Origin of the sequence: Nonomuraea sp. NPDC048901, from assembly GCF_040649695.1 — a bacterium.
Classification (GTDB): domain Bacteria; phylum Actinomycetota; class Actinomycetes; order Streptosporangiales; family Streptosporangiaceae; genus Nonomuraea.
This window is the reverse complement of sequence record NZ_JBEZFW010000009.1, coordinates 89,397-113,005: the sequence shown is the minus strand read 5'-3', so window position 1 is coordinate 113,005 and position 23,609 is coordinate 89,397. Positions and strand designations below refer to the sequence as shown.

23 protein-coding genes are annotated in these 23,609 nt (G+C 69.5%); 17 read left to right on the top strand and 6 right to left on the bottom strand.

Features of this window, described 5'->3' with window-relative positions:
- Positions 1-55 precede the first annotated feature (55 nt).
- On the bottom strand, positions 56-577 hold the full coding sequence (locus AB0C30_RS30325) for a hypothetical protein (RefSeq protein WP_357951031.1): 522 nt from the start codon (positions 575-577) through the stop codon (positions 56-58).
- Positions 578-689: 112 nt separating this feature from the next.
- Here AB0C30_RS30325 and AB0C30_RS30320 point away from each other — a divergent pair, with 112 nt between their 5' ends.
- From AB0C30_RS30320 to AB0C30_RS30280, 9 genes are all read left to right on the top strand, one after another.
- The gene (locus tag AB0C30_RS30320; protein ID WP_357951028.1) at positions 690-2,051 is read left to right on the top strand and encodes an FAD-linked oxidase C-terminal domain-containing protein; all 1,362 of its coding nucleotides are present in this window, start codon (positions 690-692) and stop codon (positions 2,049-2,051) included.
- Between the two features lie 173 nt (positions 2,052-2,224).
- A complete protein-coding gene (locus tag AB0C30_RS30315; protein WP_357951025.1) occupies positions 2,225-4,564 on the top strand; it encodes a protein kinase in 2,340 nt (779 codons plus the stop codon).
- Between the two features lie 94 nt (positions 4,565-4,658).
- Positions 4,659-5,291, top strand: a complete 633-nt coding sequence (locus AB0C30_RS30310) for a TetR/AcrR family transcriptional regulator (RefSeq protein ID WP_357951022.1) — start codon at positions 4,659-4,661, stop codon at positions 5,289-5,291.
- 53 nt (positions 5,292-5,344) lie between these two features.
- Positions 5,345-6,877: a carboxyl transferase domain-containing protein gene (locus AB0C30_RS30305; RefSeq protein ID WP_357951606.1), complete on the top strand. Its 1,533-nt coding sequence runs from the start codon at positions 5,345-5,347 to the stop codon at positions 6,875-6,877.
- Positions 6,874-8,742, top strand: a complete 1,869-nt coding sequence (locus AB0C30_RS30300) for a biotin carboxylase N-terminal domain-containing protein (protein WP_357951019.1) — start codon at positions 6,874-6,876, stop codon at positions 8,740-8,742. The genes AB0C30_RS30305 and AB0C30_RS30300 overlap by 4 nt, the downstream gene beginning before the upstream one ends.
- Entirely contained in the window at positions 8,739-9,521 is a 783-nt protein-coding gene (locus tag AB0C30_RS30295; RefSeq protein WP_357951017.1) for an enoyl-CoA hydratase-related protein, read from the top strand. Before AB0C30_RS30300 ends, AB0C30_RS30295 begins: the two co-directional genes overlap by 4 nt.
- A complete protein-coding gene (locus tag AB0C30_RS30290) occupies positions 9,518-11,224 on the top strand; it encodes an acyclic terpene utilization AtuA family protein (RefSeq protein WP_357951015.1) in 1,707 nt (568 codons plus the stop codon). Before AB0C30_RS30295 ends, AB0C30_RS30290 begins: the two co-directional genes overlap by 4 nt.
- Positions 11,225-11,317: 93 nt before the next feature.
- Positions 11,318-11,467, top strand: coding sequence for a hypothetical protein (locus AB0C30_RS30285; RefSeq protein ID WP_357951012.1), 150 nt, complete (start codon positions 11,318-11,320; stop codon positions 11,465-11,467).
- The gene (locus AB0C30_RS30280) at positions 11,464-12,594 is read left to right on the top strand and encodes a methyltransferase domain-containing protein (protein ID WP_357951010.1); all 1,131 of its coding nucleotides are present in this window, start codon (positions 11,464-11,466) and stop codon (positions 12,592-12,594) included. Before AB0C30_RS30285 ends, AB0C30_RS30280 begins: the two co-directional genes overlap by 4 nt.
- 7 nt (positions 12,595-12,601) lie before the next feature.
- Here AB0C30_RS30280 and AB0C30_RS30275 read toward each other — a convergent pair whose 3' ends face one another.
- Positions 12,602-13,480, bottom strand: a complete 879-nt coding sequence (locus AB0C30_RS30275) for an ROK family protein (protein ID WP_357951008.1) — start codon at positions 13,478-13,480, stop codon at positions 12,602-12,604.
- Between the two features lie 66 nt (positions 13,481-13,546).
- Here AB0C30_RS30275 and AB0C30_RS30270 point away from each other — a divergent pair, with 66 nt between their 5' ends.
- The 5 genes from AB0C30_RS30270 to AB0C30_RS30250 all read left to right on the top strand — a co-directional run bounded on the left by AB0C30_RS30270 (position 13,547) and on the right by AB0C30_RS30250 (position 17,013).
- Positions 13,547-14,353: a GNAT family N-acetyltransferase gene (locus tag AB0C30_RS30270; RefSeq protein WP_357951005.1), complete on the top strand. Its 807-nt coding sequence runs from the start codon at positions 13,547-13,549 to the stop codon at positions 14,351-14,353.
- A 56-nt stretch (positions 14,354-14,409) separates the two neighbouring features.
- Positions 14,410-15,420, top strand: coding sequence for a phosphotransferase family protein (locus tag AB0C30_RS30265; RefSeq protein WP_357951002.1), 1,011 nt, complete (start codon positions 14,410-14,412; stop codon positions 15,418-15,420).
- A gap of 88 nt (positions 15,421-15,508) precedes the next feature.
- Positions 15,509-15,769, top strand: coding sequence for a hypothetical protein (locus tag AB0C30_RS30260; RefSeq protein WP_357950999.1), 261 nt, complete (start codon positions 15,509-15,511; stop codon positions 15,767-15,769).
- Positions 15,770-15,825: 56 nt separating this feature from the next.
- Positions 15,826-16,677, top strand: coding sequence for a helix-turn-helix transcriptional regulator (locus tag AB0C30_RS30255; RefSeq protein WP_357950997.1), 852 nt, complete (start codon positions 15,826-15,828; stop codon positions 16,675-16,677).
- A gap of 69 nt (positions 16,678-16,746) precedes the next feature.
- Complete coding sequence (locus AB0C30_RS30250) at positions 16,747-17,013, top strand: hypothetical protein (protein WP_357950995.1); 267 nt, start codon at positions 16,747-16,749, stop codon at positions 17,011-17,013.
- Between the two features lie 35 nt (positions 17,014-17,048).
- Here the strand turns inward: AB0C30_RS30250 and AB0C30_RS30245 are convergent, their stop codons facing one another.
- Genes AB0C30_RS30245 through AB0C30_RS30230 form a run of 4 tightly spaced genes read right to left on the bottom strand, consistent with a single transcriptional unit; the run spans position 17,049 to position 20,440 of the window.
- Positions 17,049-17,666 (bottom strand): TetR/AcrR family transcriptional regulator, encoded by a 618-nt coding sequence (locus AB0C30_RS30245; protein ID WP_357950992.1) that lies wholly within the window; start codon positions 17,664-17,666, stop codon positions 17,049-17,051.
- A gap of 19 nt (positions 17,667-17,685) precedes the next feature.
- Positions 17,686-18,645 carry an ABC transporter substrate-binding protein gene (locus AB0C30_RS30240; protein ID WP_357950990.1) on the bottom strand — a complete coding sequence of 320 codons (960 nt, stop codon included), beginning with the start codon at positions 18,643-18,645 and terminating at the stop codon, positions 17,686-17,688.
- Positions 18,646-18,655: 10 nt separating this feature from the next.
- Positions 18,656-19,639, bottom strand: coding sequence for an ABC transporter permease (locus AB0C30_RS30235; protein WP_357950988.1), 984 nt, complete (start codon positions 19,637-19,639; stop codon positions 18,656-18,658).
- A 9-nt stretch (positions 19,640-19,648) separates the two neighbouring features.
- Complete coding sequence (locus AB0C30_RS30230) at positions 19,649-20,440, bottom strand: ATP-binding cassette domain-containing protein (RefSeq protein WP_357950986.1); 792 nt, start codon at positions 20,438-20,440, stop codon at positions 19,649-19,651.
- Between the two features lie 203 nt (positions 20,441-20,643).
- Between AB0C30_RS30230 and AB0C30_RS30225 the strand changes: the two genes are divergently transcribed.
- Genes AB0C30_RS30225 through AB0C30_RS30215 form a run of 3 tightly spaced genes read left to right on the top strand, consistent with a single transcriptional unit; the run spans position 20,644 to position 23,503 of the window.
- On the top strand, positions 20,644-21,801 hold the full coding sequence (locus AB0C30_RS30225) for a hypothetical protein (RefSeq protein WP_357950984.1): 1,158 nt from the start codon (positions 20,644-20,646) through the stop codon (positions 21,799-21,801).
- The gene (locus AB0C30_RS30220) at positions 21,798-23,117 is read left to right on the top strand and encodes a hypothetical protein (protein WP_357950981.1); all 1,320 of its coding nucleotides are present in this window, start codon (positions 21,798-21,800) and stop codon (positions 23,115-23,117) included. Before AB0C30_RS30225 ends, AB0C30_RS30220 begins: the two co-directional genes overlap by 4 nt.
- The gene (locus AB0C30_RS30215; protein ID WP_357950980.1) at positions 23,114-23,503 is read left to right on the top strand and encodes a hypothetical protein; all 390 of its coding nucleotides are present in this window, start codon (positions 23,114-23,116) and stop codon (positions 23,501-23,503) included. Before AB0C30_RS30220 ends, AB0C30_RS30215 begins: the two co-directional genes overlap by 4 nt.
- Positions 23,504-23,609 lie beyond the last annotated feature (106 nt).

Genomic DNA, 23,609 nt, shown 5'->3' with positions numbered 1-23,609 from the left:
GACGATCACGAGAGCACCGCGTCCTCGGCTTCAACCCGGTGGCCGGCTCGACTAGCTAGATGGTGCGGGTCTGGCTCTGGCGGAAGCCGAAGATGTACTCGCGGGTCTCGCTCGGGTGGAACGACACCCCGACCCCCGGCTCGAACACCACGTTGTCCCGCGGGCAGTAACACAACCTCTCCCAAACGGTGAGCGCCTGCACCCGGGCCGGGGCCTCCGCCGTGTCCCGTTTGCGCGCCCCGTACGACCCCAGCACGAACAGCAGCCCGAACCCCCAGAACAACCCGGTCAGGCAGAACGGCGCGAGCAGCACCTCGGTCCAGTTCGCGTCCTTGCCCATCGCGATCACCAGCGCGGTCACCAGGTGGACCAGGGCGGCGACGCCGAGCAGGATGTAGCCCTGGTTCCTGGTCCACGCCGTGTAGTGGCGGCTGGGGAACGACAGCCAGACCGCCAGCTGCGTACGGCTCATGAGGTGTTTCGAGGCGCCCAGCGAGGCCGCCGTCGGCAGGTCCACGATGTCGCGCGTGGCGGCCATCCGGGCGCGGCCGATCCGGTACGTGGTGCCCGCCGCCACCACTCCAGGGACTGCGGAGACCTGGTCAGATCGGCTGCATACCGGACACGTGACTTCCACCTGGGCAGTCTGGCCTTTAGCCGCTGTCGGCGCAAACCGTAGAGTTTCCCATGTGAGACCCATTGATGCCTTGGTGAACGCCCTGCCCGAGGGGCGCGTCCTGACCGACCCCGACGTCATCGACTCCTATGCCCGCGACCGTACGTTCCTGGAACCCGGCAAGCCGCTGGCCGCGGTGCTCGCCACGTCGCGTGACGATGTGGTGACGACGCTCAAATGGGCGACCGAGCACCGGGTCCCGGTGGTGCCGCGCGGCGGGGGCACAGGGCTGGCGGGCGCCGCCACCGCCGGCGACGGGTCGGTGATCCTCTCCGTGGCCAGGATGACGGCGATCAAGGAGCTCTCCCCCGCCGACGAGATCGCCGTGGTCGAGCCCGGGGTGATCACCGCCGATCTCGACCGGGCGGCCAGGGAGCACGGGCTGATGTACGCGCCCGACCCGTCGTCGTACGAGATCTCCACGATCGGCGGCAACCTGGCCACCAACGCGGGCGGGCTGCGATGCGTGAAGTACGGCGTGACCCGCGACTCCGCGCTCGGCCTGGAGGTGGTGCTGGCCGACGGCCGGATCCTCGAGACGGGCCGCCGCACGATGAAGGGCGTCACCGGGTACGACCTGACCGGCCTGTTCGTCGGCTCGGAAGGCACGCTCGGCGTGATCACCTCGGCGACGGTACGGCTGCGCAGGGCACCGGACAAGCCGCCGGCGACGTTCGCGGCGGAGTTCGGCTCGCTGCGCGACGCAGGCGCGGCCGTGTCGGCGATCATGGCCGCCGGGTGCCAGCCGTCGCTGATGGAGCTGCTCGATCGGGCGACGCTGGAGGCCATCGACGACTATCGCAACATCGGCCTGGAAACGAGCACGATCGCCATGCTGATCGGCCAGTCCGACGCGTCGGACAGCGAGTCGGTCGTCAAGCGCATGGAGCAGCTGTGCGTCGACAACGGCGCGTCGTTCGTGGCGGTCTCCTCCAGCCCTCAGGAGACCGAGGAGCTGATCGGGCTGCGCAGGATGGCCTACGACGCCAAGGAGCGCCTTGGCGCGTGCCTGGTGGAGGACGTGTGCGTGCCGCGTTCTGCGCTGCCCGACATGATCATGGCGATCGAGGCGGCCGCCGTACGGCATGGCGTGAAGATCTGTACGGCCGCGCACGCCGGTGACGGGAACATTCACCCGGTCTTCATCTTCGAGCGTGGTATGACCGAGCCGCCGCCCGAGGTGTGGGCCGCGGCGGACGAGGTGTTCAAGCACGCTTTGCAGCTCGGCGGCACGCTGACCGGCGAGCATGGTGTCGGCGTCCTCAAGCGGCGCTGGCTCGGCCTGGAGTTCGGACCGGTGGCGCAGGAGATGCAGCAGGGCATCAAGGCCGTCTTCGACCCGCTTGGCCTGCTCAACCCAGGCAAAGCGATCTGAGTTCATCAAGCCGTGACCTAGCCCGGTCAATGGGGACACGACCTGCTCCGAAACGCTGACATCTTGCGTCAAAAGATGAAACATCTGATGGGTCCGGGCAACGCCCCAAGGGTCACGCTGGTAGCGTTTCGCACCATCTGTCGATTTGTTATACGTGGTCTTGGGGGTACGGCGTGAATCAGCACCAGCCGCTGGCGGCGGACGACCCGCGGCGGCTGGGGGACTACGACCTCGTCGCCCGGCTCGGTGAGGGCGGCCAGGGAGTCGTGTACCTCGGCCAGAGTGACACCGGCGAGCAGGCGGCGGTAAAGCTGCTGCACAACGCGCTGGTGGCCGACGCCGACGCCAGGAGCAGATTCCTGCGCGAGGTCGCGGTGGCGCAGCGGGTGGCCAGGTTCTGTACGGCTCCGGTGCTGCACGCCGACCTTGAGGGCAGCCGGCCGTACATCGTGAGCGAGTACGTACCGGGGCCATCCCTCCGGCAGCTGGTGATCAACGAGGGCCCACGCCGGGGAGCGGCGCTGGAGCGGCTCGCGATCAGTACGGCGACCGCGCTGGCGGCCATCCACCGGGCCGGGATCCTGCACCGAGACTTCAAGCCCGCGAACGTCCTCATGGGGCCCGAGGGCCCCGTCGTGATCGACTTCGGCATCGCCCGAGCGCTGGACTCCCCTGGGGCGACGGCCACGGGCATGGCCATGGGGACGCCGTCGTACCTGGCGCCCGAGCAGCTCAGCGGGGCGGCCGTGTCCGAGGCGGCGGACGTGTTCGCCTGGGGCGTCACGATGGTGTTCGCGGCGACGGGCAAGCCCGCCTTCGGCGCCGACTCGATTCCCGTGGTGATGAACCGGATCCTGAACGAGGAGCCGGAGCTGGGCGGGATGGAGGGGGCGCTGGGCCAACTGGTGGCGGCGTGCCTGTCCAAGGACCCGTCGCAGCGGCCCAGCGCGGACCAGCTGATCGTGCACCTCACAGGGCAGCCGGCGCCGCCCGCGGCCGTGGACCCGCTGACCACGGGCGCGAACCGCCAGGGCACCGGTCCTCAGCCGGACATTCAGACGGGCGCCGTCATGGGCGCACCGGCGGGTACGGGGCCACAGCCGGGCGCGAACCCGCAGGACTCCTACCCCGGCCCCTGGATGCGACCCGGCGCCGCCTCCCAGACGGGTCCGACCGGCCAGACCGGTCAGACCGGTCACTTCGGCCTTCCCGGCGCGACCAAGGCCGGCGCCCCGGCTCCCATGGCGGCGGCAGGTCCCTCGGCCGGATCACCCGGTATGCCCCAGGGCAACCCCCCGAGCGGCCAGAACATGCCGCACGGCAACGCGCCGGCCGCCCCCGGGATGCCCGTCGGCGGCCAGGGAGCACCCGGCGGTCCGATGCAGCAGCAGGGCCCCATGGCCCAGGGGGCAGGCGCTCCCGGTCAGCCCATGGGCGGCGCTCCGGGGCAGCCCATGGGTGGCGTGCCGGGACAGAGCGGCGCTCCGGGGTTCGGCGCAGGCGGACCTGGCGGACCCGCATACGGTCCTGGCGGCCCTGGCCCTGGCCCTGGCCCTGGCCCTGGCGGTCCCGGCGGTCGTGGGCCTGGCGCGAGTGGACCCGGTGCGAATGGGCCGGGGCAGGGGCCACAGGCGGCTGACGCCGGGTCGGCGAAGCAGCGCCGTACCCTGACCTTCGCCCTGACCGGCGCGGCCGCGGCGGCCCTGCTGGTCGTGGGCGGCGCGGTGATCGTGCAGGCCAACAGCGGCGACATCCAGAAGGTGGTCGCCGTCGGCAACACCTCCGAGGCCACCCCCACCGACGGCTCCGGGGGCGGACAGCCCGTCGAGCCGCCCCTGACGGAGGACAGCCCGGTTGTCTCGCAGCCGGTCCCGACGCTGAGCGTGGAGCAGCCCGAGCCCACCAAGACCAAGACCAAGGAGCAGGTGATCCAGGACCCGAGCAGCCAGGTCCCGGTCACCGTCCCCACGGTCCCGCAGACGTCGAAGCCGACGACGCACAAGCCGGAGTCGGATCCCAAGCCCACCAAGCCCAAGCGCACCGACACGGTGGCCCCGGACCCCGGCCCCACGACCTCGCCCACCGAGGACGACACGGACGACCCGAACCCCCAGCCGACCACCAAGCCCACGACGAAGCCGACCGTGAAGCCGACCGTGAAACCCACGGTGAAGCCGACCGCCAGCCCCAAGCCGAACACCTTCAGCGCGACAGCAGTGTGCGGCTCCGGCTTCAAGGTGATCGACAGCCACGCGCTGGGCAGCTCCGCGACGATCTACCTGCTGTACGGCAACGGCAAGAACTGCGTCGTGACCATGTCCAAGCTGGTGTATCCCGGCAAGGTCTCGATGAACGCCACCCTCCAGGTACAGAACGGCGGCAGCGGCAGCAACCCGGGCAAGTTCACCGCCTACGCGGGCCCGGTGCGAGTGGCGGCCGTCAAGAAGTGCGTGATCTGGGGCGGCTCGTGGGGCACCGCGTCCTGGAAGTCCGGCTGGAGCCACTGCACCTGACGTAGCCAGCCTCAAGGACCCAAGCCCTCCGCGACGGAAAGGATCGTCGTGGAGGGCTTTTCGCGTGCCGGACAAGCGGGTTACCCTAGTTGACGTGATCGTCAAGTCCGAGCTGACCGCCCGAGGACGGCGTACGAGAGACGCGCTCGTACGGGCGGGCCGGGAGGCGTTCGACGAGCACGGCTACGAGGCGGTGCGCATCGACGACGTGTGCGCCCGCGCCGGCGTCTCCCACGGCACCTTCTACACCTACTTCGACGCCAAGGAAGCCCTGTTCCGCGAGGTGGCGGCGGCGGTGGTCGGGGAGATGTTCACGGCGAGCGTCGTGGGTCCCGGCGTTCCCGGCGACCCGTACGCGCGCATCGAGGCGGCCAACCGGCTCTACCTGCGGGCCTGGGCGGCCAACTCACGGCTGGTCAGGATGCTCGAACAGGCCGCCACCGCCGAGGAGGGCCTGCGTGGCCTGCTGCTGGAGCTGCGCGAGGTGTTCGTCCGGCGCGGCGCCGAGGGGCTGCGGCGGTTGCAGGAGCAGGGGCTGGCCGACCCGGCCCTCGATCCCCGGCTGACGGCCGTCATGCTGGGCGGGATGGTGGAGCACTTCGCCCACGTCTGGCTGGACCTGGGCGAGCGGGCCGACGAGCGGACGGCCGTGGAGCTGCTCACCAAGCTCTGGGCCAGGGCCATCGGATTGACATCGGCGTCAAGTTGGCAACAGGAGGGCGTGTGATCCGGAGCAGGCTCGATCCCAGCGGCGCCGACCATCAGGAGCGGCGCGCGGCGATGCTGGACAAGGTGGAAGAGCTCGACGCCGAGCAGGCCAAGGCGGTCGCGGGCGGCGGCGACAAATACGTGGAACGACACCGGAAACGGGGCAAGCTGCTGGCCCGCGAGCGGATCGAGCTGCTCATCGATCCCGACTCCCCCTTCCTGGAGCTGTCGCCGCTGGCCGCGTGGGGCAGTGAGTTCCCGGTGGGCGCCAGCATGGTCACCGGGATCGGGGTGATCGAGGGCGTCGAGTGCGTGATCACCGCGAACGATCCCACGGTCAGAGGCGGAGCGTCGAACCCGTGGACGCTGAAGAAGTCGCTCAGATCCGCCGACATCGCGCTCCAGAATCGCCTGCCGTACGTCAATCTGGTGGAGAGCGGTGGCGCGGACCTGCCGACGCAGAAGGAGATCTTCATCCCGGGTGGGCGGATATTTCGGGACCTGACGCGAATGTCGGCGGCGGGGATCCCGACGATCGCGCTCGTGTTCGGCAACTCCACGGCCGGAGGCGCCTACGTGCCCGGAATGAGCGACTACGTGGTGATGGTGAAGGAGCGGGCCAAGGTGTTCCTCGGCGGGCCGCCGCTGGTCAAGATGGCGACCGGTGAGGAGTCCGACGACGAGTCGCTCGGCGGGGCCGACATGCACGCGCGCACCAGCGGCCTGGCCGACTACCTGGCCCTCGACGAGCACGACGCGCTGCGGATCGGGCGGCAGATCGTCCGGTCGCTCAATTGGCGCAAGCTCGGCGCACGTCCTCAGGCCGTACAAGAGCCCCGATATCCGGCCGAAGAGCTCCTCGGGATCGTGCCGCAGGACCTGAAGGTGCCGTTCGATCCGCGCGAGGTGATCGCGCGGATCGTGGACGGCAGCGAGTTCGAGGAGTTCAAGCCGCTGTACGGGGCCTCGCTGGTGACGGGGTGGGCGCGGCTGCACGGCTACCCGGTCGGGATACTGGCCAATGCGCGCGGGGTGCTGTTCGGTGAGGAATCGCAGAAGGCGACCCAGTTCATCCAGCTCGCGAACCAGTCGCGCACTCCGTTGCTGTTCCTCCAGAACACGACCGGTTACATGGTCGGCAAGGACTACGAGCAGGGCGGCATCATCAAGCACGGCGCGATGATGATCAACGCGGTGTCCAACTCGACGGTGCCGCACCTCACCGTGGTGATGGGCGCCTCCTACGGCGCCGGAAACTACGGGATGTGCGGCCGGGCCTACGATCCGCGGTTCCTGTTCGCGTGGCCGAGCGCGAAGTCTGCGGTGATGGGGCCGGCGCAGCTCGCCGGGGTGCTGTCGATCGTCGGGCGGGCCTCGGCCGAGGCGCACGGTCAGGTGTACGACGAGGAGGGCGACGCGGCCATGCGGGCGATGGTGGAGGCGCAGATCGAGGCGGAGTCACTGCCGTTCTTCCTGTCGGGGCGGCTTTATGACGACGGGGTGATCGACCCCCGCGACACCAGGACCGTTCTGGGATTGTGCCTGTCGGCGATCAACAGTGCCGCGATCCCCGAGGCGGCGGGATTCGGGGTGTTCCGGCCGTGATCACTCGTCTGCTCGTCGCGAACCGGGGCGAGATCGCCCGGCGCGTCTTCCGTACCTGCCGCTCGCTCGGCATCGAGACCGTGGCCGTCTTCTCCGACGCCGACGCCGGGTCGCCGCACGTGGCCGAGGCCGACTACGCGGTACGGCTGCCCGGCGCCAAGCCTACGGAGACATATCTGGACATCGAGCGGATCGTGGCGGCCTGCCAGGCGGCCGGCGCCGACGCCGTGCACCCGGGATATGGGTTCCTGTCGGAGAACGCGGACTTCGCCCAGGCTGTGCTGGATGCCGGGCTGGTGTGGGTGGGTCCGTCGCCGGAGTCGATCGCGGCCATGGGGTCGAAGATCGAGGCCAAGCGGCTGATGGGCGAGGCCGGGGTGCCGGTGCTGCCGTCGCTGACGGCGGCGGTCACAGCGTTCCCAGTGACAGCGTTCCCCGTGCTGGTGAAGGCGTCGGCCGGTGGTGGCGGGCGGGGTATGCGGGTGGTGCGCGACCCCGCCGAGCTGGAGCGGGAGATCGCGTCGGCGCGGCGCGAGTCCGAGTCGGCGTTCGGCGACGGGACCGTGTTCGTCGAGCCGCTGCTCGAAGGCGCCAGGCACGTCGAGGTACAGATCCTGGCCGACCGGCACGGCACCGTGTGGGCGCTCGGCGAGCGGGAGTGCAGCATCCAGCGCCGGCACCAGAAAGTCGTGGAGGAATGCCCCTCGCCCGGCATCACCCAGCGAGTCAGGGACGAGCTCTGCGAGGCGGCGGTCAGGGCGGCCAGGGCCATCGGATACGTCGGTGCCGGGACCGTGGAGTTCCTGGTCAAGGGCGATCAGGTGGCCTTCCTTGAGATGAACACCCGGCTCCAGGTCGAGCATCCGGTCACCGAGCTGGTCTATGGGGTGGACCTGGTACGGCTGCAGATCGAGGTGGCCGAGGGGCTGGCGCTGCCGGGCTCTCCGCCGCCGCCTGATGGGCATGCGGTAGAGGTACGGCTGTACGCGGAGGACGGGGACTATCTTCCGCAGACCGGGGTCCTGCGGCGGTTCGAGGTGCCCGGGGACGTACGGGTTGATTCGGGGGTGGAGGCCGGGTCGGTCGTCTCCGCTCATTACGACGCGATGCTCGCCAAAGTGATCGCTCATGGCTCGTCCCGGGATGAGGCGGTACGGAAGCTGACGACCGCGCTGCGACGCGCTCGAATCCACGGGCTCACCACAAACAGGGATCTGCTGCTTAGCGTCCTGACAAATCCTGACTTCAGGGCCGGAGACACGCACACCGGGTTCCTGGACGGACACCAGCACGGCCTGAGACGCCTCGATGAGCTGGCCGTACTGGCCGCCGCCCTGGCACAGGCCGCCGCCAACCGGGCCGCCGCGCCGGTCCTACGCAGCCTGCCCTCCGGCTGGCGCAACGTCCGGTCGCAGCCCTCACGCGCCGTCTTCGACGAGGCCGAGGTCGTCTACGAGCCGCTTCCCGACGGTATCGAGCTGGTCCATGCGGACCCGTCCAGAATCGTCCTGGAACGCGGCGGCGTACGGCACACGTTCGACATCGCCCACTACGACGGGAAGGTCTGCGTCGACTCCCCCAGCGGTTCCGTCGAGCTGACGCTCGTACCCCGGCTGCCCGAGCCCGTCGAGCAGGTCGCGCCCGGCTCACTCCTCGCTCCCATGCCGGGTAGCGTGCTGCGGGTCGAGGTCGAGCCGGGTGACCGCGTGACGAAGGGCCAGGCGGTGCTGGTGCTGGAGGCGATGAAGATGGAGCATCAGATCGCCGCGCCCGCCGAGGGCGTCGTCTCCGGCGTACACGTCGAGAAGGGGCAGCAGGTCGAGGCGGGCGCCGTGCTGGCGATCATCCGGGAAGGGGACTCATGACGAGCCTGGTCCACAAGGAGCTGGCCGGCGGCATCGCGACCATCACGCTGGATTCGCCGGCCAACAGGAACGCGCTGTCCGTGCGGCTGCTCGGCGACCTGGAACGCCGGCTGAACTGGGCGCTGACCGAGCCGGAGGTCCGGGTGATCGTGCTGACCGGCGCGGGCCCGGTGTTCTGCTCGGGCGCCGACCTGAAGGAGCAGCGCGTCGAGCCCGCTTCCGGGGTCGGCGACGCGCCGGTGACGGCGTCGTTCCCGGAGATCCTCTCGTTGATCTGGGAGAGCCCGAAGCCGGTCATCTGCCGCCTGAACGGCACCGCCCGCGCGGGCGGGCTCGGCCTGGTGGCCGCGTGCGACTTCGCCATCGCGCCGGTGACGGCCTCCTTCGCGTTCACGGAGGTACGGCTCGGCGTGGTGCCCGCGATGATCTCCGTGCCGGTCCTGCGAAGGCTCGATCCTCGGGCGGCGGCCGAATACTTCCTGACCGGCGAGGTGTTCGACGCGGCCAGGGCGGTGGAGATCGGGCTGCTGACGCGGGCCGTACCCGCCGAGGAGCTCGACGCGACCGTGCGGCACTATGCCGGGATGCTGCTCAAGGGCGGCCCCGAGGCGCTGGCCATCACGAAGCGGCTGGTCAGGGAGCTGCCACAGGTTTCGTTCGAGGAGGGGCTGCGGCAGATGACCGCGCTGTCCGCCCAGCGCTTCACCTCTGAGGAGGGTCAGGAAGGCATCGCGGCCTTCATGGGCAAGCGCCCGGCCAAATGGGTTCCCGGCGTATGACCTTGCGCATCGCCAACTGCAGCGGCTTCTACGGTGACCGGCTGTCGGCCGCGCGGGAGATGGTCGAGGGCGGGCCGATCGACGTGCTCACGGGTGACTGGCTGGCGGAGCTGACGATGCTCATCCTGGCCGGCAACCGCCTCAAGGGCCGCCCCGGCTACGCGCCGACGTTCCTGACCCAGCTCGAAGAGGTCCTCGGCACTTGCCTCGATAAAGGCATAAAAATCGTGACCAACGCCGGCGGGCTGGACCCGGCCGGGTGCGCCGCCGCCGTACACGAGCTCGCCGCCCGCCTCGGCCTCTCCCCCAGGGTCGCCCACGTCACCGGCGACGACCTCACCGGCCGCGACCTGGACCTGACCAACGCCGACACCGGCGAGAAGCTCACCGCGACGCCCCTGACCGCCAACGCCTACCTGGGCGGCCGCCCGATCGCGGCGGCCCTGTCGGCCGGCGCCGACGTCGTGGTGACCGGCCGCGTCACGGACGCCGCCCTGGTGACGGGTCCCGGCATCTGGCGGTACGGCTGGGCACCCGGCGACCTCGATCCCCTGGCTGGCTCGGTGGTCGCGGGCCACATCATCGAATGCGGCTGCCAGGCCACGGGCGGCAACTACGCGTTCTTCCAGGACGTACCGGATCTGGCGCACTGCGGCTTCCCCGTCGCCGAGCTGCACGCCGACGGCTCCTCCGTGATCACCAAGCACCCGGGGACCGGCGGCCTGGTCTCGATCGGCACGGTGACGGCCCAGCTCGTCTATGAGATCGCCGGCCCCCGCTACCTCGGGCCCGACGTCGTGGCCCGCTTCGACACCATCACGCTGTCGGACGACGGCCCCGACCGGGTGCGCGTCTCCGGCGTACGCGGCGAGCCGCCGCCCGGCACGCTCAAGGTCGCGGTCAACTACCTGGCCGGCTACCGCAACACGATGACGCTGGTCCTGACGGGCCTGGACATCGAGGCCAAGGCCCGCGTGGCGGAGGAGGCGATCTGGGCCAGGGTGCCGAAGGAGTCGTTCGACTCGGTGGACGTCACGCTCGCGGACGGGGGGCTGCTGCGGATCACGGTCATGGACGCCGACCAGCGCCGGGCCGGCCGCGCCTTCTCCTCGGCCGTGGTGGAGACGGGGCTGGCCGGTTATCCCGGCTTCTACGGTCTCACCCCGCCGGGCAACGCGTCGCCGTACGGGGTGTACTGGCCGGTGCTGATACCGGCCGCGGAGGTGCGGGCCCGGGTCTTCCTGGACGGCGAGGAGGTGCCGGCAGTCACGGACCGTGAGTCAATGGCTCCCACCGCCTCCCCGTCTCCGCGGTCACAGCGGGCCGACGACGTGCGGCGGCCCCCGGCGCGGGTCTCAGGCGCCCAGCCGGCGGTTCGCACCCCGCTGGGCCGCCTGGCGGGTGCCCGTTCGGGAGACAAGGGCGGCAACGCCAACCTGGGGGTCTGGGTCGACACGGCGGAGCGGTACGACTGGCTGGCGGCGCACCTGACTACGGACCGCCTAAAGGAGCTCCTCCCCGAGCTGGCGGCCCATCGGATCACCCGTTATGAGCTCCCGAACCTCCACGCGCTCAACTTCGTCGTCCATGGCCTGCTGGGTAGGGGCGTGGCGGCCAGTCCTCGCATGGACCCCCAGGCCAAGGCCCTTGGCGAGCAGCTACGCGCCCAGCCGGTCGACGTGCCGGCGATGCTGCTGGCCTGAAAGCGGAATCCACTTGCCTGATCACAGTCCGTAGTCTTATTGTTACCGGCGGGATGACTATGCGGAGTCGCTAACTAGGCGACGGAGATCGTCATGGGTAAGCACGAAGGCGACCCCAAGAAGTACAAGCCGTACATTGCCCCCAAGGCCAAGGACGAAGACACCTTGTGCGGCGGAAACGGCAAACACAGCGGCGGAAAGGGCGACAACAAGGACAACAAAGACAACGGGGACAAGAAGTGAACGCCCCCGGCCGAATCGAGCGGATGCTCGACGAGATCATGGCCGTTTCCCCACGCAGCAAGTGGGTGCTCAGCGCGCTGCGAGCCGTTCCCCGTCACCTGTTCATCCCGTCGATCGCTCAGGCGTTCGTCGGGCTGGAGGAGCGTGAGAGCATCATCGACCGCGACGCCGACCCCGATACCTGGTGGGAGGTGGTCTACTCCGACAGCGTGCTCGTCACCCAGCTCGATGACGGTGCCACCGAGATCCAGCTCGGCGCCAGAGGCTCCACCTCGTCCAATTCCGCGCCCAGCACCGTAGCCGACCTGCTCCAATGGCTGGACCCCGAACCCGGCCATCGGGTGCTCGAGGTGGGCACCGGCACCGGCTGGACCGCCGCTCTGCTCTCCCACGTGGTCGGCGCGACCAACGTCACCTCGATCGAGATCGACAGGGCCAACGCCGAACAAGCGGCCAAGAACCTCGTCGCCGCCGGAGTACAGCCGCATCTTCTCGTCGGCGATGGCGCGTACGGCTTCCCCGGCCACGCCCCTTTCGATCGGGTGCATGTCACGTGCGGCATCCACACCGTGCCCTACGCCTGGATAGCACAGTCCCGGCCCGGCGCGGTGATCGTCGCCCCATACTGTCCCGGCTTCGGCCTCAACAATGCGCTGCGGCTCGTGGTCAGGCCGGACGGCACGGCGATCGGCCGCTTCCCCGGCTTCGCCTCGTACATGATGATGCGCTCCCAGCGGTTGGTCGAAATCGGCGACTTCGACCCCGACCAGGCGCAACTGTCCACCACCAGGATCGACCCGCGCACCCTCGCCTACGCACCGGCCGGAGCCGACCTGGCGATGTCGACGCTTACCGGCCTGCAATCTCGCACCTACCGCGAGGCTGATTTCTATCGCATGTGGGTTATCGGCGACAGCGACCGGTGGGCGGCGGCGACCTGGGAGCTGAAGGGGGACGACTACGAGGTCTTCCAGATCGGCGACCGGGCCGTGTGGCAGGAGGCCGAGGACGCCTACTTCCGGTGGGTGAGCTGGGGCGAGCCCGACCGTGACCGGTTCGGCATGACGGTCACCCCCGAGGGCCAGCACATCTGGCTGGACACGCCGGAGCGTGTCATCAGCCGATAGGTCAGAGTCATACGTGAGCCTCCTGGGCGCGCCAGCCCAGGAGGCCCGCGCCCAGGAGACCCGCGTGGACGCCGAGGGCCGAGACGCGCAGGGCCGGTGGACGACGGAAGGTGAGCAGGTCCGGCAGCCGTTCTCGGAGAGGCCCGATCAGAGTGTCGCCCGCCAGCGAGAGGCCGCCGCCGATGACGACCAGGTCCGGGTCGAGCAGCAGCGTGTACGTGGCCAGGGCCAGGGACAGCGCCTCCACCGCCTCGTCCCAGACCGCCACGGCCTGGGCGTCGCCCGTCAGCACGCGGGCGACCACGTCGGCGGCGGAGTTCTCGCCGCAGCGGGCCGCGATGGCCGAGGCCGAGGCGTACGCCGCCAGGCAGCCGCGCTGGCCACAGGCGCAGAGGAGACCGTCGGGCCGTACCGGGATGTGGCCGATCTGGCCGGCCCAGCCGGCGGCTCCGCCGTACAGGCTGCCGGAAAGGACCACCGCGCCCGCGATGCCGGTGCCGATGGGGAGGTACAGCACGTCTCCCGACCCGCCGCCGTACGCCAGTTCGGCCTCCCCCGCCGAGCGGACGTCGTGGCCGAGCGCGACCGGTAGGTCGACCTCGGTGAATGCCTCAACGGGGACGTCGCGCCAGCCGATCGCGGCAGAGAACACCGCGTGCGTCGCCGTCACCAGCCCCGGCACGGCCAGCCCCACCGCGACCGGCTCCAGAACCCCACCACCGGAAGAGCGTGCGCGGGACAGGTCCGTGACGAACGCCGAGATGGCGGCGATCACCCTTTCGGGGCCCTCGGCGCGCGGTGTGGCCCGGCGCTCCACGTACAGCGGAGTCCCGTCGCGGCCGACGAGGCCGCCCTTCAGCGTCGTCCCACCCACATCGACCGCCACCACGCATTCCACACGCCTAGTAAATCGTTTTGAACGAGCGGCCGAGGACCAGGAAAGATGTGCGGCATGAACCCGCGCCTGCTGTCCCGAGCCGACCTCGACGCCTGCACCCGCCTGGCCCAGGACCGCGAGTGGCCGCCCGAGCGGCACAAGTGGGGGCTGCTGTTCGAGGTCGGCGAGGTGTACGGGATCGACGCGCCCGACGGCGACGGCCTCGCCGCGACGACCATCCTGACCCGCTACGGCCACGACCACGCCGTGATCAGCATGGTCCTCACCGCCTCCAGGTACGGCAGGCAGGGATTGGCCGGCAAGCTGATGGAGCATGTGCTGCGGCAGGCGGGAGACCGCGTCGTCTGGCTGCACGCGACCGAGAACGGGCGCCCGCTGTACGAGCGGCTCGGCTTCCGTACCGTCGGCAGGGTCGCCGCGCATACCGGTGTCTTCCAGGGCGAGCGTTCCGGCCGGACCAGGCCCGCCACGCAGGAGGATCTCGGCGCGATCCTGGCGCTGGACGCGGAGGTGTTCGGCATGGACAGGTCGCCGCTGCTGCGCCGCATGTTCGGTTTCGGGGAGCAGGTACGGGTCGCCGAAGGCGGGTTCGGGCAGGCGTGGCGCAACGACGGCAACGTGGTCATCGGCCCTGTCGTGGCACGCGACCAGGCGACCGCCGAAGCGCTGATCGGCGACCTGGCCCTGGACATGGGCGGCGTCGTGCGACTGGATATCGACCTGGCCAAGGACGGCCTGATCAAGTGGGCGGATGCGCACGGGATCGGCAACCCGTGGCCGGTCTCGCTCATGGTGCTGGGCGGCGAGCTTCCTGGCGACCGGGCCCGCCAGTTCCTGCCGTACATGCAGGCGCTCGGTTGACCGGCCGAACGTGCCTCTCATAAGGTACTAGAACTTCATTCTACTAAAGGGCAGCGATGACCTCCACCCACATCGACGTCGGCGCCATCGACTTCGGCGCGCTCGGCGCCTGGATGGACGCCCAGGGCCTGCCCGGCGGCGACATCGGCGACGCCGTCCCGGTCCTCGGCGGCACGCAGAACGTCATGGTCCGCTTCGAACGCGGCGGCACCCCGTACATCCTGCGCAGACCGCCCCTGCACGCGCGGCAGCAGAGCAACGAGGTGCTGCGCCGGGAGGCGCGGGTGCTCGCGGCGCTGCGCGACACCCCGGTGCCCGCGCCGAGGCTGGTGGCCGCGCAGACGGCGGACGAGCCGGTCTACTACCTGATGGAGCCGGTCGACGGCTTCAACCCGTCGAACGGACTGCCTGAGCCGCACGCCTCCGACCCGGCGATCCGGCACCGGATGGGGTTGGAGGCGGCGGGCGCGCTGGCCGAGCTGGGACGCGTCGATCCCGCCGCGCTGCCCGGCTTCGGCCGGCCTGAGGGGTTCCTCGAACGGCAGGTGCCGCGCTGGCTCAGGGAGCTCGACTCGTACGGCCGGCTCGACGGCTACCCCGGACCCGACATCCCGCGCCTCGCCGAGACGGCCGAGTGGCTGGAGCGGCACCGGCCCGCGACGTTCACGCCGGGGGTCATGCACGGCGACTACCACTTCGCGAACCTGATGTTCGCCCACGACGGCCCCCGGGTGGCGGCGATCGTCGACTGGGAGATGTGCACCATCGGCGACCCGCTGCTCGACCTGGGCTGGCTGCTGGCCACCTGGCCATCGAACAACGAGCACGTCCCGGGCCTGCCACCGCCGGGAGAGCTCGTCGCCTACTACGCGGCGCTGTCGGAGCGCGACCTGTCGGCCATCGACTGGTACGCCGTGCTGGCCTGCTTCAAGCTGGGCATCGTGCTGGAGGGCACGCATGCCAGGGCCTGCGCGGGCCGGGCCCCCAAGGACATCGGGGATCGGCTGCACGCCACCACGCTGGCCCTGTTCGCGAGGGCCCAGGAGTTCATGGGAGGGCTGCTCTAAATACCGATTTTTCCCAAAACGATCACTTATGTCCGCCCGAGTCATACAATTGCGCGCAATTGCAGTTGATGCTCGGGGAAGGATAGATATGCGGATGCGGTTCCTCGGCTCCACCTCGGAGGCGGGCGCCTGCCCCACCCTGTACGAGACCGATCGGGGCACGATCGTCGTTCAGGGCCTCGAACTCACCGACAAAGAAGCACTCGCGGACCTTCGTGACATCCTCGATGGCGAGACGGCAGTGGAGGTACCCCGCGAGCTCATTACCGAAATAGCCCGCCGAGTCCTGGCCGAAACTCCGGTAACCGCTTTCCCGAGCAGGGACGGGACACCCCCAGCGACCGATTGATCACAATTGCAGACCGGGTCTGGCATGATCCACGCAACCCGGTCTAGCCTCATGCGGTGACGTCGTTTCAGCAGGCGCGCGTCGACCTCGGCAGCCAGCTCCGCCAGTTGCGCGAAGCCGCCCACCTTTCGGGCAAAGAGCTCGCCGAAAGGCTGCGGTGGCAGCCGTCGAAGGTCTCACGCCTGGAGAACGCCCGGCAGACCGCCACAGAGGACGACGTGGTCGTCTGGGCGGCTGCCGTACAGGCGTCTTCGGAGACGGCCGACGACCTGATCCGGCAGTCCATCGCGCTGCTGGAGCGGCACGACGACTGGAAGCAGCGGCACCGCAGCGGCCTGGCCGCGCTCCAGGAGGACATCCGCGACCTGGAGGCCCGCACCAAGCTCTTCCGGGTGTTCGAGCCGGCGATCGTCATCGGGCTGCTGCAGACCTCCGAGTACGCAAGGCACGTCTTCCGCAAGGTCAAGCGCCTCTACAGCGCCGCCGACCAGATCGACGCGGCCGTTCGCGTACGGATGCAGCGCCAGGAGATCCTCTATGACCGCAGCCGTACGTTCAGGTTCGTCGTGACGGAGTCGGCGCTGCGCACCCGGATCGCGCCGCTCGACGTCATGCACGGTCAGCTCGACCGGCTGCTGGCGGTGAGCACGCTGCCGAACGTGGAGTTCGGGGTCATCCCGTTCAGCACCGAGATCCCCTCGTCGCCGATCAACGGGTTCTGGATCTACAACGAGGCCATGATCGGCCTGGCCACCATGACGAAGGACCTGGTGCTGCGCGACCCCGACGACATCGCCTTCTACGTGCGGGCGTTCGAGGACTATGCGAAGTGCGCCGAGTTCGACGAGGCCGGCCGGGACGTCATCATCCGCATTCTTGACGACTATCGGAAACAATCCTCACATTAACCATCGCAATTGCTTGCCTCCCACCACAAGATCGTGCAATTCTGTCGCGAGACGTTGCGGAGGTGATGCATGATGCTCGACACCGCGCTCAGCCTCGAGCGGTTCGCGTGGTATGCGCGACGACACGCCGACCTGGCGATTCAGAACGTCGCTCTTTCCAGCGACCCCGCTTATGTGTCCGTGCGCAATCGCTTCTCCGCGAACCTGGCCGAAACCGTCACTCTCTCCGAGAGTGGAAGTTTCATCACCTCATGGGGCTATCGGCTCGGCACGACGGACGACGTCGAGGGCGCGGCCGCCCGGCTGGCTTTCCTCCTGGCCGCACTGCCCGCGTAGCCCCTTTTTTAAGGCCCGTCGGGAAAGCGCCTTCCCTACTCGAACGACGAAGGCTCGATCCCGGCCTCTCTGGCCGCCGCCGTGTGCGCGTGGTCCAGCAGGCGGGAGCGGGTCAGGACCGCCGGGTGGAGGGTGTAGCGGATGACCAGGCCGTCCAGCATGGCGTCGATACGCTCGGCGGAGGCCGCCGGGTCTTCGCAGCTGAACTCGCCCGACTCCGTACCGTCCGCGAGGACCTGAGTGAGGGCCCCCAGCCACGCCGACTCGAGCTCCAGCATGATCTCGCTGACCGCCGGCTCGCGGAGGGCGGTGTTCCAGGCGTCGATCCACAGCAGCCAGCTCTGGTCAGAACGGGACTCCGGGATGTAATAGCGCAGAACCCGGTCCAAGCGCTCGACCGCGGTGCCGGGGCCGGCCGCCAGCTCCCCCAGGCGGGCGCCCTCGATGTCGAGGGTGGCCCGTAGCATGGCGGTGATCAGCTCGTCCTTGGTGGCGAAGTGATAGTGGATGAGGCCGCCGCTGACGTTGACCGACTTGGCGATGTCGGCGATCCGGGTGTGGGCCAGGCCGCGCTCCAGGACCACCTTGCGGGTGGCCTCCAGGAGCTCGGCCCTGCGCTGGTCTGCCTGTTCGGCCCGGTTCGTACTCCGCACCGGGTCAGCCTATCCGCCCTCAGCAGCCGGCCTTGTAGAGGATCTTCTGGATCTCGGGGGTGTTCAGGTTCTGCTTGGTGACGATCGTGGCGTCGGTCGGGATCGAGGCGGTGACCGGCTGGCCCTTCACCGCGGCGACGGCCTGCTCGACACCCTTGGCGCCGATCTCGCCGGGCAACTGGGCGATCAGGGCGGACACGACGCCGTCCTGGAGCTGCTTGACCTGTGCGGGACCGGCGTCGAAGCCGACCATCTTCACCTTGTCCAGCTTGCCCGCCTGCTGGAGCGCGGAGCCCGCGCCGGTGGCGGAGTTGAGGTTGGTGGCGAAGATGCCGGCCAGGTCCGGGTCCTTGGCCAGCGCGGCGTTGACGATCTTGGAGGCTTCGCTGACGTCATTGTGCGAGTACTGGACGCCGAGGTAGGAGATCCCCGGGTGGCTCGCCTTGATCTCCTGCTCGAACCCCTTGATCCGGGCGTCCACCGAGCTGACGCCCGGGTCGGTGGAGATGACCAGCGCCTTGCCCTTGTCGCCGATCTGCTCGGCCAGCGCCTTCGCGGCGGCGGCGCCGCCCTTGACGTTGTCGGTACTGATCCGGGACAGCCCGATGCTCGGGTCCTCGACCACCGTGTCCACCAGAATGATCTTGATGTCCTGCTGCTTGGCCTGGGTGAGCGGCGCGATCAGCGCCTTCACGTCGGTCGGCGCGATCAGCATGGCGTTGGGCTTGCTGGCGATCACCGAGTTGACGATCGGCGTCTGCAACGTCGGGTCGAACTTCTGCGGCCCCTGTACGTCGAGCTGCACACCCAACTCCTTGGCCTTGGCCTTGGCGCCACAGGCCATGGTCTCGTAGAACTCCTCGCCGGCCAGCCCCTGGACGAGCGTTATCTTGGTGGGCCCACTCTGGGTTGATGTCCCACCACCACCACAGGCCGCGACGGTGAGCAATAGCGTCGCGAGTGCCAGAGCTTTACGCATGTCTGTCTCCTTACTGGTCGCGCCTGCCGCGCTGCCACTGGTCGACATAGACGGCGGCGACGAGCACGGCGCCCACCACCACCTGCTGCCAGAACGGCCGCACCCCGAGAATCTGGAACCCGTTCTGCAGCACCACCGGGATGAACACCCCGATGACGGTCCCGACCACGGTCCCCACGCCGCCGAACAGCGACGTGCCGCCGATCACCACGGCCGCGATGGCCTGCAGGTTGTCGGTGGAGTGGGCGGAGACGCCGGTGATCCCGTACTTGGCGAGCGACAGGTACCCGGCCAGGCCCGCCAGCAGCCCCGCCAGGCCGTACACCTTGATCAAGTGCCTGTTCACGGCCACGCCGCCACGGCGGGCCGCCTTGGCGTTGGAGCCGATCGCGTACGTGTGGCGGCCGAAGCGGGTGCGCGCCAGCGTGACGCCGAGCACGAGGGTGATCGCGGCGCAGATCCACGCGATCAGCGGCACGCCGAGCCAGCGCGCCAGCCCCAGCCCGAGGTTGAGGTCGCCGGGCGCGCGCAGGTCCACGCCGCCGGTCAGCAGCAGCGCGCCGCCGAGCGACATGCCCAGGGTGCCGAGCGTCACGATCAGCGCTGGAATGCGGCCCTTGGCGATCAGAAAGCCGTTCAGCAGGCCCCAGGCCAGACCGGTCAGTACGGCGGTGGCGGCGCCGAGCAGGAGTGAGCCGGTGGCGTCCATGAGCTTGGTGGCCGCGACCGCGCTGAACACCAGCACACCGCCGACGGAGAGGTCGATGCCCGCGGTGATGATCACGTAGGTCATGCCGGTGGCGAGGAGGAGCAGGATGGCGGCGTCGCTGACGAGGTTGAGGAGGTTGAAGGAGGTGGCGAAGCTGGTGGGGCGCAGGATCGAGAAGACGATCAGGAGGGCGGCTAGGACGGCGGCGATCCAGACGACTTGGCGGTCGCGCAGGCGGGTCTTCTCGGGGGCGCTCGCTTCGGGCGGCGTTTCAACTACGCTCACTTGAGCCTCTCACCTGGGAATCTCCGGCTGGCTTGTGGCCTGCTCAGCGGCCTGTTCGATGGCGCCTGTCATGGCGCCGACCAGATCCTCCATCGAGACCCGCGCCGTCTCGAACCTGGCCACCCGCCGCCCGAGCCGCAGCACCTCAACCCGATCAGACACTGCCTTGACGTCCTGCATGTTGTGACTGACCAGCACCACCGCCACCCCGGTGTCCCGCACCCGGCGGATGAGATCGAGCACCTTCTGCGTCTGCACCACCCCGAGCGCGGCGGTCGGCTCGTCCATGAACACCACCCTGCGCGCCCACGTCACCGCCCGCGCGACCGCGACCCCCTGCCTCTGCCCACCCGACAACGTGGAAACAGGCGCGCTCTGCGACTTGAGCCGCACCCCGAGCGTTTCACAGGCCTCTCTGGTACGGGCGCGCATGGCCGTGTTGTCGAGCAGCCCAAGCCGACCGCGCAGACCCTTATGAAGCAGTTCCCTGCCGAGAAAGAAATTGGCTGCCGGGCTCAGATCAGCACACAGCGCGAGATCCTGATAGACCGTCTCGATCCCGGCATCCCTGGCCTCCTCCACCGACCCGAACTCCACCGGCTCGCCATCCACGACGATCTCACCGGCGTCCGGCCCTTCGGCGCCCGAAAGGATGTTGACCAGCGTCGACTTTCCGGCGCCGTTGTCGCCGACCAGCGCGACGACCTCGCCGGGCAGCAGCGCGAAGTCCGCGCCGCGCAGCGCCTCCACGTGGCCGTAACTCTTGACGATCCCGCGGGCTTCCAGCAGCGGTGCGGACATAGAACTATCAAGTGCCGCGCATGACATCGTTGTCAACCCCGATCTTCACACGGCTTGGCATGGCCTCGTACGAAGTGCGCAACCATGCGTGACGATGACGATCGACCTTAGTGAAGATCATCACCCGGGCACTCATCTCCCAGCTCCGTCTGCCAGGATTCGAGCTACCCGATCTATTCGATCTAGGAGAAGGGAGTCTCGACATGGCAGTGACCAACACTGGGATACGGCGATTACTCGCGGACTCGGGAGAGCAGCGCGGGTGGGTGTCACCCAGAACGGACCTGGTCACCGCGCTGCTGGGCGTCTGGTTCGGCATCGGCTTGATGATCGACGCCTGGGCGCACTCGAACCTGACGCAGCTGGAGACGTTCTTCACGCCTTGGCATGCGGCGTTCTATTCGGGGTTCGCCGTGGTCTCCGGCTGGATCATCTGGCAGGTATGGCGCAACGTCCAGACCGGCCGCCAGGGGGTCGCGGCGGTGCCCACCGGCTACCTGGCCGGGCTGCTCGCGATTCCCGGGTTCGCCGTCTTCGGGCTCCTGGACATGATGTGGCACACCTTCCTCGGCATCGAGACCACCATCAACATCCTGTTCAGCCCCTCGCACCTCGGGCTGATCGTGACAATGCTCCTCATCATCACCACACCGCTCCGCTCCGTATGGAACGCCCCCGACCTGGGCCCGCGCCCTTCGCTCGGCCGGATGCTCCCCGCGCTGATCGGGCTCGCGTTCGCCACCACGCTGGTGACGCTGTTCCTGGGGTACGCCGACGCCCTCCAGTGGGGCCCGCAGGGCATTGTCAGGGCCTTCTCCGACATGCACGACCAGGGCGCCGACCGGCTGGCCAGCGGCATGGTCATCAGCAACGTCGTCACGCTCGCCCCCGTACTGTTGCTGGCGCGTCGCTGGCGTTTGCCGTTCGGCAGCGTGACCATCCTGCACGCGGTGGGCATCCTGATGTCGGGCGCGCAGACCGCGTTCGGGAACCTGCCGGTGCTGCTGACGTTCGTGGCTGCGGGCCTCGTGAGCGACCTGCTGATCCTCTGGCTGAAGCCCTCGGGCGAGCGACGGGGCGCTTACTGGGCGTTCGCCGGGTTGTCGGGCTTCCTCACCTGGTCGCTGTACATCGGGGCGGCGTCGGTGGCGGGCGGCGGGCTGCCCACTGTCACCGAGTTGTGGACCGGCGCGCCGGTCGTGGCCGGACTGGTTGGGCTCGCGCTCGGGGCGCTGTTCCTGCCCAACGCGGTCACTGCCGAGCCTGTTCGGCCCAGCGCGGCCGACGCGGAGCCGGTTCCGCCCAGCACGGCCGACGCCGAGCCGGTTCCGCCCAGCGCGGCCGACGCCGACCGGGCATGATCCGAGTCCTCCGGGTCCTCTGTCTGGCCGCCGTACTGATGCTGGCGGGCGCCGCTCCGGCCGCCGCGCACAATGTCACGGTCGGAGCGGATCTGCGGATCGCCCAGACGATCGCGGGCACGGAGCTCACCATCGTGATCAAGGGTACGAAGCGGGTGCCCGGGCCTTTGCAGGTCGGTGTCATCGCCTTCCAGCCGGTGACCGACCTGCCGGTCGCCCTGGAACTGCGCTCGGTCGCGGACGGCCGTACGGTGACGGGCGTGGCGCGGGCCGCGTACGAGCCTCAGTACACGCAGCTCACGGTGGACCGGACGGGCCCGCACGAGCTCACGCTACGGGCGGGGAACGAGACCGCCGTGGTGCCGTTCCGCGTCCTGGTGGACCGCGGGTCGGCGATAGAGCTACTGATCTACGGCGGCCTGCTGGTGGCGGCCCTGCTGATGATCGGCGGCCTGCTCACCGGGGCACTGGCCCGCCGCAATCAGGCGATGCTGCTGACCGGCGGCGCCGCGATCGGTTTGACGGTCGCCGCCATGGTCGTCATCTTCGAGCCACTACTCCCCGCCGCCCCACCCGACGGCGCCCCACCCACGGTGGCGCCGACGGTGGGAGCGGGTGCGGGAGCTGGGGCGGCGTCGGGGGCGCAGACCGGCGGCCGCCCGTTCGCGCAGGGCCGGATGGCGACGCTCCCGGCCCGCCCGGCCGCCGGAGAGGAGTTCACGTTACGGCTCGACCTGGTCGACGGCTCCACCGGCAGGCCCGTGGACGACCTCGTCCTGCACCATGAGGCCCTCGCCCACATGATCGTCACAAGCGAGGACGGGCGCTATTTCCGCCATATACATCCGCTGCGCACGGCACCGGGCCGGCTGGAGGTCAAGATGCGAGCCGACCGGCCGGGCCGGTATCTGGCGTACGCCGAACTGGAGCGCGAGGATTCCGGCGGGCAACTCATCACCGGCGAGTTCAGCATCAGCGGCGACACTTCTGTTAGGGCGGAGACGCCCGTTGAGACCGTCACGCCGCTCATGCAGCCCGCCGCTCCCGTCGCGGGCCGCCCAACGACGATCGAACTCAATACGTCCGGCACCCCACGCCCCTGGCTGGGCATGACCGGCCACCTGATCGTCCGCAGCCAGGACGGCACTTTCCTCGGCCACGTACACGAGATGGGTACGCCCGGCCCCCGGCTCCGCTTCACCTTCAGCTTCCCGTCGGCTGGCCGCTACCTCGCCTGGGCGCAGTACGCGACCGGCGACCACATCGTGACCGCGCCTTTCACCATCAACGTCACGGCATCGGGAGCCGCGCAGTGAAGCGGGCTGCGGTGGCCGTCGCCGTTCTAGCGGTGGCAGTGGTGACGTTCCTCATCGTCGGAAGAAACTCGGCCCCCGACCCGCTCCAGGTGACCGCCAGGGGAACGCACTACGCCGCCACCGTCTCAATCGACCGACCGACGACGGGACGCGTCGTCGTGGACGTGCGGCTGACTTCAGGTGACGCGAACAGCGCGGCCCTGTCCGCGGTGATGCCCACCATGGGGCATGCCATGCCGGAGATCACCGCCCGGAAGCCGGAACCCAGCCACTTCGTCGCCGAGGGCGAGTTCTTCCCGATGACCGGTGTCTGGGAGCTCTCAATCCGGCTGAACGGACCTGCGGGCGAGGAGGTACTGACCGTGAACGCGCCGATCACCGGCTGATCGGCGCGCGACCGGTCAGCCGCTACGTCAGAGCTTCAGCTCCTGCTCTTCTGGGCGCACGAGATCACCTCATTGTCCGGCAGATGACGCGAGCTGAATTACCTGG

What these genes read in the sequence shown, in the direction of transcription:
- AB0C30_RS30260 (WP_357950999.1), top strand. Translation starts at nt 15,509, where the DNA reads ATGCGGATGCGGTTCCTCGGCTCCACCTCGGAGGCGGGCGCCTGCCCC.
- AB0C30_RS30250 (WP_357950995.1), top strand. Translation starts at nt 16,747, where the DNA reads ATGATGCTCGACACCGCGCTCAGCCTCGAGCGGTTCGCGTGGTATGCG.
- AB0C30_RS30270 (WP_357951005.1), top strand. Translation starts at nt 13,547, where the DNA reads ATGAACCCGCGCCTGCTGTCCCGAGCCGACCTCGACGCCTGCACCCGC.
- AB0C30_RS30225 (WP_357950984.1), top strand. Translation starts at nt 20,644, where the DNA reads ATGGCAGTGACCAACACTGGGATACGGCGATTACTCGCGGACTCGGGA.
- AB0C30_RS30240 (WP_357950990.1), bottom strand. Translation starts at nt 18,645, where the DNA reads ATGCGTAAAGCTCTGGCACTCGCGACGCTATTGCTCACCGTCGCGGCC.
- AB0C30_RS30220 (WP_357950981.1), top strand. Translation starts at nt 21,798, where the DNA reads ATGATCCGAGTCCTCCGGGTCCTCTGTCTGGCCGCCGTACTGATGCTG.
- AB0C30_RS30305 (WP_357951606.1), top strand. Translation starts at nt 5,345, where the DNA reads ATGCTGGACAAGGTGGAAGAGCTCGACGCCGAGCAGGCCAAGGCGGTC.
- AB0C30_RS30285 (WP_357951012.1), top strand. Translation starts at nt 11,318, where the DNA reads ATGGGTAAGCACGAAGGCGACCCCAAGAAGTACAAGCCGTACATTGCC.
- AB0C30_RS30290 (WP_357951015.1), top strand. Translation starts at nt 9,518, where the DNA reads ATGACCTTGCGCATCGCCAACTGCAGCGGCTTCTACGGTGACCGGCTG.
- AB0C30_RS30295 (WP_357951017.1), top strand. Translation starts at nt 8,739, where the DNA reads ATGACGAGCCTGGTCCACAAGGAGCTGGCCGGCGGCATCGCGACCATC.
- AB0C30_RS30230 (WP_357950986.1), bottom strand. Translation starts at nt 20,440, where the DNA reads ATGTCCGCACCGCTGCTGGAAGCCCGCGGGATCGTCAAGAGTTACGGC.
- AB0C30_RS30265 (WP_357951002.1), top strand. Translation starts at nt 14,410, where the DNA reads ATGACCTCCACCCACATCGACGTCGGCGCCATCGACTTCGGCGCGCTC.